The sequence below is a fragment of the Aquimarina sp. KJ22-3 genome (assembly GCF_055808215.1).
In genome coordinates this window covers 4,285,238-4,298,125 of record NZ_CM147859.1, presented here as the reverse complement: position 1 = coordinate 4,298,125, position 12,888 = coordinate 4,285,238, and the positions used below count along the sequence as shown (strand labels likewise).

Annotated in this window: 12 protein-coding genes and 2 pseudogenes; 7 read left to right on the top strand and 7 right to left on the bottom strand. The window is 37.0% G+C overall.

The features are described 5' to 3' along the window. The 3 genes from AC0L3Q_RS19960 to AC0L3Q_RS19950 all read left to right on the top strand — a co-directional run bounded on the left by AC0L3Q_RS19960 (position 1) and on the right by AC0L3Q_RS19950 (position 3,382). Complete coding sequence (locus AC0L3Q_RS19960) at positions 1 to 1,614, top strand: pyruvate dehydrogenase complex dihydrolipoamide acetyltransferase (protein ID WP_473282288.1); 1,614 nt, start codon at positions 1 to 3, stop codon at positions 1,612 to 1,614. A gap of 78 nt (positions 1,615 to 1,692) precedes the next feature. Continuing rightward, a complete protein-coding gene (locus AC0L3Q_RS19955) occupies positions 1,693 to 2,682 on the top strand; it encodes a M20/M25/M40 family metallo-hydrolase (protein ID WP_473282286.1) in 990 nt (329 codons plus the stop codon). 13 nt (positions 2,683 to 2,695) lie between these two features. Then, positions 2,696 to 3,382, top strand: a complete 687-nt coding sequence (locus AC0L3Q_RS19950) for an SDR family NAD(P)-dependent oxidoreductase (protein ID WP_473282284.1) — start codon at positions 2,696 to 2,698, stop codon at positions 3,380 to 3,382. Positions 3,383 to 3,403: 21 nt separating this feature from the next. Here AC0L3Q_RS19950 and AC0L3Q_RS19945 read toward each other — a convergent pair whose 3' ends face one another. Then, positions 3,404 to 3,886, bottom strand: a complete 483-nt coding sequence (locus tag AC0L3Q_RS19945; protein WP_473282282.1) for a hypothetical protein — start codon at positions 3,884 to 3,886, stop codon at positions 3,404 to 3,406. After that, positions 3,883 to 4,413 (bottom strand): hypothetical protein, encoded by a 531-nt coding sequence (locus tag AC0L3Q_RS19940; RefSeq protein WP_473282280.1) that lies wholly within the window; start codon positions 4,411 to 4,413, stop codon positions 3,883 to 3,885. The genes AC0L3Q_RS19945 and AC0L3Q_RS19940 overlap by 4 nt, the downstream gene beginning before the upstream one ends. A gap of 508 nt (positions 4,414 to 4,921) precedes the next feature. On the opposite strand from AC0L3Q_RS19940, the gene AC0L3Q_RS19935 reads away from it, so the two are divergent. The 4 genes and pseudogenes from AC0L3Q_RS19935 (at position 4,922) to AC0L3Q_RS19920 (ending at position 8,962) form a co-directional block, all read left to right on the top strand. Continuing rightward, positions 4,922 to 5,785, top strand: a complete 864-nt coding sequence (locus tag AC0L3Q_RS19935) for a DUF4349 domain-containing protein (RefSeq protein WP_473282278.1) — start codon at positions 4,922 to 4,924, stop codon at positions 5,783 to 5,785. Positions 5,786 to 5,836: 51 nt separating this feature from the next. Then, the gene (locus tag AC0L3Q_RS19930; RefSeq protein ID WP_473282276.1) at positions 5,837 to 6,433 is read left to right on the top strand and encodes a SprT-like domain-containing protein; all 597 of its coding nucleotides are present in this window, start codon (positions 5,837 to 5,839) and stop codon (positions 6,431 to 6,433) included. Positions 6,434 to 6,436: 3 nt separating this feature from the next. Further along, complete coding sequence (locus AC0L3Q_RS19925) at positions 6,437 to 7,513, top strand: mannose-1-phosphate guanylyltransferase (RefSeq protein ID WP_473282274.1); 1,077 nt, start codon at positions 6,437 to 6,439, stop codon at positions 7,511 to 7,513. A 46-nt stretch (positions 7,514 to 7,559) separates the two neighbouring features. Further along, a pseudogene (locus AC0L3Q_RS19920) lies at positions 7,560 to 8,962 on the top strand (DUF389 domain-containing protein). Positions 8,963 to 9,004: 42 nt separating this feature from the next. Here the strand turns inward: AC0L3Q_RS19920 and AC0L3Q_RS19915 are convergent. The 5 genes and pseudogenes from AC0L3Q_RS19915 to AC0L3Q_RS19895 form a co-directional block, all read right to left on the bottom strand. Continuing rightward, positions 9,005 to 9,769: an ABC transporter ATP-binding protein gene (locus tag AC0L3Q_RS19915; RefSeq protein WP_473282272.1), complete on the bottom strand. Its 765-nt coding sequence runs from the start codon at positions 9,767 to 9,769 to the stop codon at positions 9,005 to 9,007. Beyond that, the gene (locus tag AC0L3Q_RS19910) at positions 9,769 to 10,506 is read right to left on the bottom strand and encodes an MlaE family ABC transporter permease (RefSeq protein ID WP_073316728.1); all 738 of its coding nucleotides are present in this window, start codon (positions 10,504 to 10,506) and stop codon (positions 9,769 to 9,771) included. Before AC0L3Q_RS19910 ends, AC0L3Q_RS19915 begins: the two co-directional genes overlap by 1 nt. 181 nt (positions 10,507 to 10,687) lie before the next feature. Continuing rightward, a pseudogene (locus AC0L3Q_RS19905) lies at positions 10,688 to 11,740 on the bottom strand (flavin monoamine oxidase family protein). A gap of 74 nt (positions 11,741 to 11,814) precedes the next feature. After that, on the bottom strand, positions 11,815 to 12,111 hold the full coding sequence (locus AC0L3Q_RS19900) for a carboxymuconolactone decarboxylase family protein (protein WP_244548153.1): 297 nt from the start codon (positions 12,109 to 12,111) through the stop codon (positions 11,815 to 11,817). A gap of 28 nt (positions 12,112 to 12,139) precedes the next feature. Continuing rightward, positions 12,140 to 12,886 carry an SDR family NAD(P)-dependent oxidoreductase gene (locus tag AC0L3Q_RS19895; protein WP_473282270.1) on the bottom strand — a complete coding sequence of 249 codons (747 nt, stop codon included), beginning with the start codon at positions 12,884 to 12,886 and terminating at the stop codon, positions 12,140 to 12,142. Positions 12,887 to 12,888: the final 2 nt, after the last annotated feature.

The window sequence follows — 12,888 nt, the reverse complement described above, 5'->3', positions numbered from 1 at the left end:
ATGGCTACAGTAATCAATATGCCACGTTTAAGCGATACCATGGAAGAAGGGGTAGTTGCAAAGTGGCTTGTAAAAAAAGGAGATAAAATTAGCGAAGGAGATATCCTTGCTGAGATAGAAACTGATAAGGCAACGATGGAATTCGAATCGTTTTACGAAGGTACTTTGTTGCATATTGGTATAGAAGAAGGAGAAACAGCCCCAGTTGATAAATTATTAGCAATTATTGGGGATGAGGGCGAAGATATATCTTCATTATTAAATGGAGATGCTGCACCTGCACCAGAAGCCACACCGGAAGAAAAGACCGAAGAAGCTCCTGCTGCAAGTAATGCTGCTACAGAAGTGCCAGAAGGTGTTGAGATGATTACAATGCCACGGTTAAGTGATACGATGGAAGAAGGAACAGTAGCTACATGGTTGAAAAAAGTAGGCGATACCGTCGAAGAAGGAGATATCCTTGCTGAGATAGAAACCGATAAAGCAACTATGGAGTTTGAGTCGTTCTATAATGGAACATTACTTCATATAGGTATAGAAGAAGGGCAAACTGCTCCTGTAGATGCGTTATTGGCGATTATTGGTCCAGCAGGTACTGATGTTTCTGGACTTAAAGACGGAACTGCCGTAGCAAGTGCTAAAAGTGAAGCTACTACCGCTCCCGTTGCTCAAGAAGAAATTAAAAAAGAAGAGCCGCAAACTTCAGTAACGAGTACTACAGCATCAGGAGGTAGGATATTTGCGTCTCCTTTAGCTAAAAAGATAGCTAGTGATAAAGGAATAGATCTTTCTCAGGTAAAAGGAACTGGTGAAAATGGACGTATTGTTAAAAAGGATGTAGAATCTTTTGTTCCAACAACGGTATCAGTGCCAGCTGAGTCTAAAGAAGTAGCTGCAAGTCCTGCCGTTCAGGCGTTTGTTCCAGCAGGAGAAGAGAGTTTCGAAGAAGTGAAAAATTCTCAGATGCGTAAAGCAATTGCAAAAGGATTGTCTGCTTCCAAATTTACTGCTCCGCACTACTACCTTACTATAGAATTGGATATGGAGAATGCAATGGCTTCTCGTAAAAATATCAATGAATTGCCTGATACGAAAGTGTCTTTTAATGATATGGTAGTAAAAGCGTGTGCTATGGCATTACGTAAACATCCGCAAGTAAATACACAGTGGACAGATACGGCAACTAGATATGCCAAGCATATTAATATTGGGGTTGCTGTAGCGGTGCCAGATGGATTAGTAGTGCCAGTATTACCATTTACAGATCAAATGTCATTAACACAAATAGGTGCATCTGTTAAGGAACTGGCGGTTAAAGCCCGTAATAAAAAATTAACTCCGCAAGAAATGTCGGGAAGTACCTTTACCGTTTCTAACTTAGGAATGTTTGGTATTCAGGAGTTCACTTCTATTATTAATCAGCCTAATTCTGCTATTTTATCAGTAGGAACTATCGTGCAAAAACCTGTGGTAAAAGATGGGCAAATTGTGGTAGGAAATACTATGAAAGTAACTTTGGCTTGTGATCATAGAACTGTAGACGGAGCTACTGGAGCTCAGTTTTTACAAACCTTAAAGCAATACTTGGAAAATCCAGTTACTATGCTGGCCTAATTATATTAAAACTTATTATAAGATCCCGCTTCAGCTTGAGGCGGGATTTTTTTATCTTTAGCATCAAATAATTGAGGTATGAAAAAGTATTTAGGGATAATAGCAGTATTAAGTTTGTCTTTGGCTTGTAAACAGGCTACCGTTGTAGCACAATCTGATGTAAAAGAAGCACATGCACAGATCGATAAAAAGAACAATTCAGGGGATATCACAGCAGAGTACGTAGCAACGACTATGAAGTTTTTGGCAAGTGATGAGTTAGAGGGTAGAGACACCGGGAGTAAAGGGTATGAAGCCGCTGTACAATTTGTAGAAAAGGAATTTCAATCTATGGGAGTGGCGCCTTATTTTGATTCGTATCGAGACCCCTTTGAAGCTAAAGGTGTTCCTACGATGAACGTAGTAGGTTACCTAAAAGGTAATGACAAAGAACTTGCTAATCAATTCGTAGTGGTTGGAGCGCATTTGGATCATATAGGAAATGGTAGCGAAGTGAACGGAGATGCAATTGCCAATGGTGCCAACGATAATGCAGCAGGGAGCACTGCAGTTTTGGCTTTGGCCAAACAACTGTCTAAGCTTAAATCGAATAAACGAAGTGTTTTATTTGTTCTTTTTGGGGCCGAAGAAAAAGGATTGCTGGGGTCTAAGCATCTGGCTCAGGTATTAAAAGATAAGGATATAGATTTGTACACAATGGTCAATTTTGAGATGATCGGCGTACCTTTAAACGAAAAGTCGTACAAAGCTTATATCACAGGCTATGAGAAATCAAATATGGCTGCAAAAATAAATGAATATTCTGGTGCAGAGTTAATTGGTTTTTTACCAAAGGCAAAAGAGTATCAATTGTTTCAGCGTAGTGATAATTATCCTTTTTTCAAACAATTTAATGTGCCCTGTCAGACGATATCGACGTTTGATTTTACGAATTACAACTATTATCACCATGTGGATGATGAAGTCTCTGAAATGAATTTCGAGTTTATGGCAGAATTAATCAATGCTTGTCTACCTGCAGTTGTAAAGATTGCAAGTACTTCAGAAAAAGAAATAAAGCTAAATTAAGCAGCTTACACAAATGAGTCATAGAAATATTATTATAACTGGGGCAAGCCGTGGTATAGGGTATGAATTAGCAAAATTGTTTGCAGACGAGGGGCACCATGTACTTGCGCTATCTCGTAATGAAGCCCCGATTCAAAAATTAAATCATAAAAACATAGCCAGTTTTCCTTTTGATATTTGTGAACCACAAGATCTTGTGAAAATGACTGATTATGTTACCAAAAATTGGGATCGGGTCGATGTTTTGATCAATAATGCTGGGAAATTACTGAATAAACCTTTTGCCGAAATCACTACAAAAGAATTTGAAGAGGTGTATCGGGTGAATGTTTTTGGCGTGGCAGAAATTACCCGACTAATTCTTCCATTTATGAAGTCGGGAAGCCATGTGGTTACCGTGAGCAGTATGGGGGGCATACAAGGAAGTATGAAGTTTCCTGGTTTGGCAGCGTATAGCTCAAGTAAAGGAGCAGTAATCACTTTGAGTGAATTGTTAGCAGAAGAATATAAGGAGAGCGGGATTGCTTTTAATGTGCTTGCTCTTGGAGCGGTGCAAACAGAAATGTTACAAGAAGCATTCCCAGGGTACCAAGCTCCCTTATCGGCTCTTGAAATGGCTAGTTATATCAAAGAGTTTTCTCTTACAGGAAACAGTTTTTATAATGGTAAAGTACTACAAGTGTCTAGCAGTACTCCATAATCAAAAGGGAAGCGCTTGCTGCTAATTGTTGTTCTTTGCTTTTGTTTTATGTCTTTCAAAATAAACCTGGGTTGTTTTCAAGGGTTCTCCATCAATTGTTATTGTGCTTGTTTTGATAACAGTTAATATGGTATCTATAGCTGTAGGGTAGATGATTTTTGTTTTTACCGATTGTACCGAGTCAGAAACAGCCTGAAACGAATCGATAAATTCTATGTTTGAAATGAGGGTGTCTGTTGTGTTCCCAATAATGTTTTCTGCTTCTGAAGTTATTTTAAATTTGGGATGAGTTGCGATCAGTTGTTTTTCATCTAGTAAAGCTTTTAATTTCTGAGTCACTAGAATTTTATAAGCTTCTTCTTCGGAAATTATACTGGTTTCCGTACTAGTTTCAGAAAACTCGAATTCAGGTACAGACAGGTCATTAGCCTCTTTTGAAGCTCTTTTTGAGCATCCTATAAAGAGGAGAATGATGAAGGTGATATAACTGAATTGAAACTTCATAATCGTACTCTGAATTTTAGTTTTACAATTTGTCCATTCAACCTTTTGGATTCTATAATCTCGATATTTTTTAATTGTTCTGTTGGGGTGGTAAGTGTATTGATAAATTTTGTCTTAGAATACATCTCAATACCTAATCCATGAGGTAATACCTGAAAAATGGTAGCATCTTTTGCGATGAGTTGAGATAGTTCTTGCTTGCGATGTTCCCAGTCTTCTATCTTACCATTGGCATAGTAATGGAGCATTAACGCGTAGTCATCCGTTCGTATTTGTATTTCTTCATTTTTTATTGAAGAAACAATTCGGTAAATCGTGTCTGTTTTATGATATGGGGATTGTACCACAAATTGAATAAAATCATCTTTGGTAGTCCAACTAAAACACCCTAAACTATCACTTTTGGTATAGAAAGGAGATTGTTGATCATTAAGAATGATAATATCCATAGGGATCGTATTGATTGGTTGTTTTCGATCCTGATCAATAAAACAAAAATTAAAAGTGTTGGTTTTTGGAGTGAACATATATATAATGGTCAACAGAACCAGGCTCGATAGTAAAAGAATGGTTGCTTTTAAAAGAACAGGTTTTTTGTTCTTTAATTGGTCTTCGGAATGAGTAGCTTTAAAATCATTCCAATTTTTATAATCACAATATTGAGAAAGCAGATTTAGGATGTCTACCCTAGGGAGTTTTTCAGGAGCATTCTTAAAGTAACTGTAAAACGATTTTTCGCTAATACTTCCTTTTACTTTTTGCTGTAGGTCCTCTTGAAAAGAAATGATATCCTGTCCTTTCCAAAGAGAAATATCCTTGCTTGAAGCATTGTTTTTTGATAAAAACTCCCGAGCAACAGCTTTTTTAAGCTGATCAAATAATATGTTGTCGTTTGTAGTGATTTTCTAAGTTTTTGATAAAAAGGTAATTACTCTTTGTAAAACAGATTACAAGTGTTTTACAAGTAAGCTACAACTCATGTCCATGACCTTCCAATACTTTTGATTTCAGTTTAACAAGATAAAAAATATAACAATGAATACGTTAAAATTAGGAAAAGTGTTATTGGTGAGTTTTGTGTTCTTTCATCTTTCATGTAGTCAAGAAAAAAGTAATCTGGATATGCATTCAGAATCAATTGCTCTTGAGACTACAGGAGAAACATTGGAGTTTAACAGTTACGAAATCGAAGAAGAAGGAAGTAAGAAAGAGTTGCAAAAAAAGAAGAACGATGATCGTTCTTTTGAGACAAAAATTATCAAGAATGCAAATTGTCGTCTTAAAGTAAAAAATGTTGAAGAGGTTACAAAAAGAACAAAGGCCTTTGTGGCATTGCATCAAGGGTATGTCGCCGACGAGAGGTTTACACACACCAATTATTCCAAAGAAAACAGATTTGTGATTCGTGTGCCAAAAGATAAATTTGATATCGTATTGGATAGCGTTTGTAAGTGGGCTGAGTTTGTAGATCATAAGAATGTTTCTACAGTGGATGTAACCGAGGAGTATATGGACGTGTCCAGCAGATTGAAAACAAGACTAGAAGTAAAGGAACGCTACGAAGCTATTTTGAGGTCAAAGGCCAAAACGGTCGAAGATATTTTGAAGGCTGAAGACAAAATAAAAGATATTCAGGAAGAAATAGAAGCAGCTCAGGGACGAATACAGTATTTAAGCAATAAGGTTTCTTTTAGTACAATACAGATAGATTTGTATGAGGCTGTTGTTCCTAAACCTGAGCCTACAATATACGAACCTAGTTTTGTAAGTAAGGCAAAAGAAGGGTTCTCTTTTGGTTGGTCGATTATTCAAAATGCTACATTACTGCTCTTTTATATTTGGCCTATTGTATTTTTGGCGGTATTGGTTCTGGTGTATTTCAAATGGATAAGAAAATAAAATTAATACAAGCGTATCTTTGTGATGCGCTTAATTTTGTATTTTTCACTCGTGAAAGAGATTTTAGCGCGATATATTCCTGAAAGAGCTATTGATCAAGCCTTTGATTTGATTGTTGCCTGTAATGTGCACCTTAAGATCGTTAATGAAAGAGTGACTCGTCATGGGGATTATCGCAGAACTCCAGATGGAAGGCACCAGATTACAGTAAATGCTTCACTTAATAAATATCGTTTCTTAATTACGCTTATTCATGAAATTGCTCACCTGGTTGCTTTTGAAAAGTATGGTCGTTTTATCAAGCCTCATGGAATAGAGTGGAAAAGAGTTTTTCAGCAATTAATGTTGCCCTATATCAATCCAGAAGTTTTTCCATCAAAATTATTGCCGGTTATTGCTAATCACTTCAAAAATCCGAGGGCTAGTAGTGATACAGACGAAAAATTGTCGCTAGCTTTAAAGCAATATGATCCAGACAATGATAAAAGTTATATATTTGAATTACCTTTCGGAAGTACCTTTAGATTATACAATGGAAAAATTTTCAGAAAAGGAAATAAAAAGGTAAAACGATATGAGTGCGTCGAAATTGCAACAGGTAGAGTATACCTATTTAACCCCAATGCAGAAGTCGAACTGTTACATTAACTTATGAACAAAAATTATTATGCCATATTGATGGCCGGTGGAGTAGGGTCTCGTTTTTGGCCCGTTAGCACAACTAGTTTTCCAAAGCAATTTCATGACATGTTGGGTACGGGAGAAACCTTGATACAAAAAACGTTTTCTCGTTTAGCCAAGATTGTACCCGTAGAGAATATTTATATTTTAACCAATGAGTTGTATAATGATTTGGTATTAGAACAGTTGCCATCGGTTACACCAAAACAGGTAGTCACAGAACCTGCAATGAGAAATACAGCTCCTTGTATTCTTTATGCAGCGATGAAAATTCAAAAAGAGAATCCTGATGGCGTTATGGTGGTGGCACCAAGTGATCACTGGATCGAGGATGAAGATGCTTTTATCGCTGACTTGCAACAAAGCTTCGAAGCCTGTAGTGCCAAAGAAATGTTGATGACTTTAGGGATTCAGCCTACATTTCCAAATACGGGATATGGATATATCAAATATCATAAAGAAGATAGTGCGATCAAGAAGGTAGAGCAGTTTACCGAAAAACCGGACTACGAAACCGCAAAGACTTTTTTGAATGAAGGAAACTATCTTTGGAATGCAGGGATTTTTATCTGGAGTGTAAGTAGTATTGTTAATGCATTTGCTCAATTTCAGGAAGAAATGACTACATTGTTCAAGAAAGGAGAGGATGTCTACAATACAGAACAAGAAAAAGCATTTATAGCAACCCATTATGCATTAGCAGAAAATATTTCTATAGATTATGCTATTTTGGAAAAAGCAAAAAATGTATTTGTTCTTCCTGCTAGATTTGATTGGAATGATTTAGGAACATGGGGGTCATTATACGATAAATTGGATAAAACCAATGAAAAAAATGCAGTGGTGAACGCAAGAGTCCTGACTCAGGATGCTTCGGGAAATATGATAAGAACTACAAAGGATAAAATTGTAGTTGTAGATGGATTGACAGATTATATCATTGTTGATAAAGAAGAGGTGCTGCTCATTTATCCCAAGAAAAAGGAACAACATATAAAAGAAGTACGTACAGAAGTAAAAGATACCTTTGGAGAAAAATATACATAATACAATGGAAGAGAATACCAAACCACCAGTATCTAATCAAGAAGAAATGACCGAGTCTGTAAAAAGAGACGCTAAAGGTCTTTTTACAAGTGTAAAAACATTTCTTCGAGAGTTACTGGATATAAGGTCTGAAACCGATAAGGATCAAACTATAGAGGATGTTAAGAACGATATTCCTTTTAAAGGGCATACGGCCTGGATTCTTATATTTTCGGTTTTTGTAGCATCTATTGGGCTTAATGTAAGTTCGACTGCGGTAGTAATAGGAGCCATGTTAATCTCTCCCTTAATGGGTCCGATCGTTGGGGTTGGATTATCCATTGCGATTAATGATATCGATACTTTAAAAAGATCGTTGATCAACCTTGGGGTGATGGTTGGGTTAAGTGTTGCAGCAGCTACCTTGTATTTTTGGCTCTCTCCACTAACAGAACTCACGCCAGAGTTAGAATCGAGAACAGCGCCTACCATTTTGGATGTATTGGTAGCAGTATCTGGTGGATTGGCATTAATTGTCGCCAAATCAAAGAAAGGGACCATGCCCAATGCTATAGCGGGAGTAGCAATTGCTACCGCATTAATGCCGCCATTATGTACTGTGGGATATGGGATTGCTGTTTGGGAACCCAACTTCTTTTGGGGGCGTTATATCTGTTTAGTATCAATGCTATATTCATTGCATTATCTACTTTTATCGTAGCCAAACTATTGCGTTTCCCGATGATACGGTATGCAAATTCTGCAAAGCGAAAACGTACTGCACAATTAGCGTCATTATTGGCGATATTAGCGATGATCCCAGCAAGTTATACATTTTATGTAACGTTAAAAGAAAGTAATGCAGAACGGGATTATTCTCATTTTATAGAAGATGAGGTGAATGCGAATGAAAATTTATACTTGCGTAAGGACTTCTATAATTACAACGAAAGAACCATTAAACTATATTTTGATGGAGAAATGCCAGAGGCAGTGATGAGTGATTTAAAAAATGAAATCAAAAACTACAAGCATATTTCAGATTTTGAGCTGACCATTAACGGGAATAAAGCTCGTGGATTGGATCAGGTGTCAAAAGCCTATGATCGCGCAATTGTAGAGCTGGATCGCATGCAAAAGGAGAATGATAAGTTGTTGGATGAGATCGAAGACCTTAAAATACAAATGGCTGGTCTGGAAACTAGCCTGAGAGAGGCGAATAAAGAGGTTCCAGTTGAAGTGTTGCCTTATTTTAATATTTCTAAAGATGCCAAAATTCGGTTTCCGGATTTGGAAACGCTGGGATATGCAGAGATGTTGAAATCAAATTTCTTGCGTATGGATACCGTTCAGGTCATCTTCCCGAGATGGAAGTTTAAAGTGTCTGACAGTCTTGAGATCGATAGAAATCAAAGATTAAGAGAATGGATTACCAGAGAGTTGAAAGCAGATACTTTATATCTTGAATAATCATCCTGAATAGCTAAAAAATCTTTTTGGTCAGTTGGTATACTACAAACCCTTTAATTGTGCATCCCTTACCTTTTTGAACAGGTTCGAGGAGTATACAAAGTCGGTAACAGCTTTGTTATCGGTTTTAAAAATTTGAGTTTTATCACCTTCCCATTCCAGATACCCTTTTTGCAGAAACACGATTTTCTCACCGATCTCCATCACAGAATTCATATCATGTGTATTGATTACCGTAGTGATATCATTCTCTTCGGTGAGTTCCTTAATCAGGTTGTCAATTACGATAGCCGTTCTTGGATCCAAACCAGAGTTGGGCTCGTCACAAAATAAGTATTTGGGTTGGGTTACTACTGCTCTGGCAATAGCAACACGTTTTTGCATCCCTCCACTAATTTCTGAAGGTAACTTTTTCTCTGCGTTTTCAAGATTAACACGCTGAAGTACTTCGTGTACTCGGTGTAACATTTCCTCTTTACTCTGTTTGGTAAACATCATCAATGGGAACATAACATTCTCTTCTACCGTCATAGAATCGAATAAGGCACTCCCTTGAAATACCATCCCCATTTGTTCTCTAAGATCTCTTTGTTCCTGCTCGTTCAAATCAGAATATGTTGCTCCGTCATAGCAGATAGTTCCTTTTTCTGGAGTAAATAGTCCTAATAAACATTTCAGGAAAACCGTTTTACCACTACCACTTTGTCCAATAATCAAATTCGTTTTTCCACGATCAAAAGTAGTTGTGATTCCTTTCAGAATCTCTTCTCCGTTAAATCCTTTATGTAAACCTTTTACTTCTATCATTAGCTAAGTAATAATTGAGTGATTAAATAATTAGAGATAATAATAACCACAGTAGTCCATACAAAAGCTGTAGTGCTGGCTTTACCTACTTCTAGTGCACCTCCTTTCATATAATACCCATGAAACGAAGGGATGGTAGCTAATAGAAAAGCAAAGAAAAAGGTTTTTATAAATGCGTAGGTAAGGTGAAACGGCATAAACTCTTCTCGTAATCCAATCAGAAAATCAGTACTCGATATAAACCCTCCATATACTCCAGCTACATAAGCTCCTACAATACCTATAAACATTGCAATAGCGATTACAAAAGGATAGGTGAGCATAGCTATGATTTTTGGAAATACCAAATAGTTTAAGGAATTGATACCCATTACTTCGAGTGCATCAATTTGTTCAGTTACCCGCATGGTTCCGATACTAGAAGTAATAAAAGACCCTACCTTACCGGCCATGATAACCGAAATAAAAGTAGGAGCAAACTCCAATATGACCGATTGTCGAGAAGCAAAAGCGATCAACTTTTTGGGAATTAAAGGATTGGTCAGGTTAAGAGCTGTTTGGATAGCAACTACCGCACCAATAAAGAACGCAAGGAATACTGTTATACCCAAAGATCCTATAATTAAGTCGTCTATTTCTTTAAATATTAAATTTCGTAAAACAGAACCTTTAGTCATACGACTAAAAACTCCTTTTAACATTAAAAAATAACGACCAATATCGTCTAGATAAAACATATATTCCCAATTAGAAAAGCTAAAATAGAAAAAAATATCCTTAGCATTTAACCTTTCATTAAAGTTTTGCTTTTATATAAACTGCGAATTTACAGCCTAAATTGTACAAGGTAATGATTATACGAAATTCTATAAGCCATGTTTATAAGTATTGTTGGTTTTGGGATGGAAACAAAAGGAATTATAAAAGGTGTTGAAGTATGTTTTGTACACTTCTTACTGCGCCTTCCATATATCCTCCAAACTGAGGTGAGGTTTCTGATCCTGCGATATAGAAGTTATTGTCATAAAATCCATTTTGATAGTCATGGTTTCCATTGTTTTGGTGTGGGAAAATAAACTGATTTGCATCAAAGGTTGTAAATGCTTCGTTTCTCCAGAGGGTTTCATGATATGCAGTATAAGAAAGAATGTCGTTGCCAAACATCTTTTGAAGCTGATTTAGAACTTTGGTTTGTCTTTCTTTGGCAGTGTCGAGATGCATTTCATTTTTTATAAAACCTTTTAGGGCGTATTTGTTGTTTTCATAATTAGAATGATCATACAATTCTGTTACCGGTCCCACATTACTAAAAACAGCACCAGATTATTGATGTTCTTTCCAAAAAGGTTTAGAAAAAGAAAGTCCTACCTTTATGGAGTCACGCATCCATGTGTGTGTTTGGTTGGCAAGAATGGTTATGTTTTTAGGTAAGTTGGGAGTAAATCTTACCGTATTCATCAATAACAATGGAGGAATGGTAGATACTACTTTATTAGATGTAAATTGTTGGTTTTCGGTCTTTACAATGCATCCATTGATCTCATCATAACTAATTTCGTTGACTTTACAACCTAATACTATTTGGTTTGCAGGTATAGTATTGGCCAGTTGGTGTGTCAATGTACTGGTTCCTCCTTGTATTCTATAACTTGATGGTTGGTTTTCTGGTATTTGAATGCGTTGAGGTGGTGAAGTAGATAAGGATTCAAAAAGTGTGATGCCTCCCATTGATTGCTCAAAAACAGGAATTTTTAATTCTTTCAGTAGTTTGAATAAGGCAGTATGTTGTGTTCCTAACCAGGTGGCACCCATTTCTATTGGAGTATGATCGGGAGTATAAGTGGTGTGTATTCGACCTCCTATTCGATCTCGAGCTTCTACAACGGTAAAAGATATGCCATGTTGTTGCAGTCTATATGCTAGTAATAGTCCAGTTAACCCTGCCCCAATAATCGTAACGTCTGTTTTCATTGCATTTCAAAATTAAAAATAAAGAGTAAAGCTGTTGTATAGCTTTACTCTTTATTTTAGCATAAAAGTTGGTTTTATTTTTCCATTAAATGTGTGCCATGAACCACTGCGGCACCTGCTCTAAGTGCAGCTGCAATAAATGTAGTTTCTGCCAACTCTTCTTGAGTTGCACCATGTTTTATGGCGTTGTTTTTATGGATTTCCAGACAATAAGGACATTGTGTGGTTAAAGCTACAGCAACTGCCATTAGCTCTTTATATTTTACCGGAATAGCACCTTCTTCTAATGCAATACTATCAAAAGCCTGAAATGCTTTCATTGCCTTTTCGGCATTTTTACCAAGTTTACCTAATTGCTTTAGGTTATTCATATCGTACATAGCGTAATTCGAATTTAGATTAGTTTCTACCAGCTATTACTCCTCCATCAGTATCCCAAATAGCACCAGTTACCCAAGATGCCTTGTCAGAAAGTAAAAAGGTGATACTATCTGCGATATCTTGTGGGGTTCCGTTTCTTCCGATCGGGTGGAAATTGTTGAAACCTACTAATGCTTTTTTCGCTTCTTCGGCACTTCCGAACACGCTATCGTATACAGGAGTCTCTACCACCGCAGGAGAAACTGCATTCACTCGTATACCTTCATCAGCAAGTTCCATCGCCAGGTGTTGCGTAAGCGAATGTAAACCTGCTTTTTGCATGGAGTACGCAGAAGATGGAGTGGCCTTCACCGCTTGTTTAGCCCACATAGAACCTACATTTACAATGGACCCGTACTGATTTTCTTTCATCTTTTTGGCAGCAGCTTGGGTAATAAAGAAAAATCCTCTGTTCAGATCCTGATACGAATCGTAATCGGCTACCGTGTGATCCAAAAATGACTTCGGTCCAAAGATTCCTGAAGCATTTACCAGATGATCCAAACGATCAAGACTTTCAATTTTGTTGATTAAGGCGTTTACACTATCCTGACTAGTTATGTCTACCTGGTGTTTGATCACGTTGGCTGCGTCTTCTATTTTAGAAGTGTTTCTTCCTACTACGTGCACCGTCGCACCTTCGTTAATTAGATTTTGTACGGTAGCTTTACCGATTCCGCTAGTTCCTCCTATGACTAAGGCAACTTTGTTACTAAATGTGTTCATGT